This is a genomic window from Microbacterium sp., assembly GCF_031988965.1.
Lineage (GTDB): Bacteria > Actinomycetota > Actinomycetes > Actinomycetales > Microbacteriaceae > Microbacterium.
Window position 1 is genome coordinate 1 of record NZ_DALZXX010000290.1, and the last position, 1349, is coordinate 1349.

Below are 1349 nucleotides of genomic sequence, written 5' to 3' on the forward strand. Positions count from 1 at the left end.
CTCCCGAGGCGAGACGCAGGATGTCGGCGCGCACGGATTCGGCGCGGCCCGTGGCGAGGTACTCGAGGTCGACGTTCGAGTCGTTGCCCGCCCCCACCACCTCGAGCTTCGCGAGCCCGATGATGCGGGCGGGGAACGGCCGGGTGAGGTTCACGCCCTGCACACGGTCGAGCGGCGCGCGACGGTGCGACCGGAACACGATGCCCTTGCGCACCTCGACGTGGTCTCCGGTGATGCGGAACTGGTGGAAGCGCCAGACGAACCAGAAGATGCCGACCAGCACGAGCACCAGGGCGAGCACGCTGAGCAGAGCGATCAGGATCAGGTTGTTCTCGAGCACCCAGTCGACGGGGTCGCCGCCCGAGTAGTCGCCGTAGTGCGCCTCGGGTGAGAACAGGTCGACGGCCCAGGCGATCAGACGATCGCGCATGTTGGTGACCACGATGCCCGCGATGATGATCAGCGCCAGGCCGCCCTTGAAGAGCGGGGTGAGCGGATGCATCCGATGCCACTCGCCGTCGGCGAGGGTCGTCTGTTCCGAGGAACCCGCCGTCGCCGACGGAGCCGGGGGCGGAGGGAGCTGCGGCTCGCTCACAGGCCGGTCCGGCGGGTCTCGGCCACTTCGATGAGCGTGTCACGCAGGGCCTCGGAGGCGGCTTGCGTGAGCCCGGGGATCTGCACGCCGGTGGTCGCGGCGGCGGTGACCATCTTCAGCTGACTGACGCCGAACGCGCGATCGAGCGGTCCCTGCGTGATGTCGACGAGCTGCATGCGACCGTAGGGCACGGCGATCATGCGCTGCCAGAGGATGCCCTTGCGGAAGACGATGTCGTCGGAGCGCAGCATGTAGCCGATCGCCTTCGCCTGCCGAGGCAGGATCACGAGGGTGATCAGCGTGATCACCACGATCACGCCCGCCGGGATCCACGCCCAGGTCTGGCCGAGGGCCAGAGCGAGCACTGCGGCGACCGCGACGATGAATGCCACGAAGATCACGTTCTGCACGATCTGCGACACGACGTAGCGCGGCGAGATCTGGTGCCAGGCGCCGTCGAGCTCGAGCCGCGCGGTGTTGCGCGCAGTGCGCAGCTGCGAGTACGTCCCCTGGTCGAGGGCTCCGAGGTCAGTGACCTCCGCCGAGTCCAGCGGGGCCGGGGTCTCCGGCTCGGTCTGTGGGTTCTGAGTCATCAGGATCCTTCGGCAGAGTGCAGAACTGTTCGGCGATGAGCGCGGCGACCGCGAGCACGACCGCGCTTCCGATCAGAGCCAGCATCGCCACAGTCGACCCTACCGGGGGATCGATCGGCCGGGACAGGAGGAACACGAGGAGCCCGGCGCCGAACCCCGCC

2 protein-coding genes and 1 pseudogene are annotated in these 1349 nt (G+C 68.6%); all 3 read right to left on the minus strand.

The window, feature by feature from the left end:
* A partial coding sequence (locus tag RTM68_RS18830; RefSeq protein ID WP_396654256.1) for a PH domain-containing protein occupies window positions 1–595 on the minus strand: 595 nt, incomplete at its 3' end.
* Window positions 592–1188 carry a PH domain-containing protein gene (locus RTM68_RS18835; protein ID WP_312173856.1) on the minus strand — a complete coding sequence of 199 codons (597 nt, stop codon included), beginning with the start codon at window positions 1186–1188 and terminating at the stop codon, window positions 592–594. The genes RTM68_RS18835 and RTM68_RS18830, both read right to left, overlap by 4 nt.
* Window positions 1124–1349 (minus strand): annotated as a pseudogene (locus RTM68_RS18840) (DUF3180 domain-containing protein); the annotation flags it as partial. The gene RTM68_RS18835 and the pseudogene RTM68_RS18840, both read right to left, overlap by 65 nt.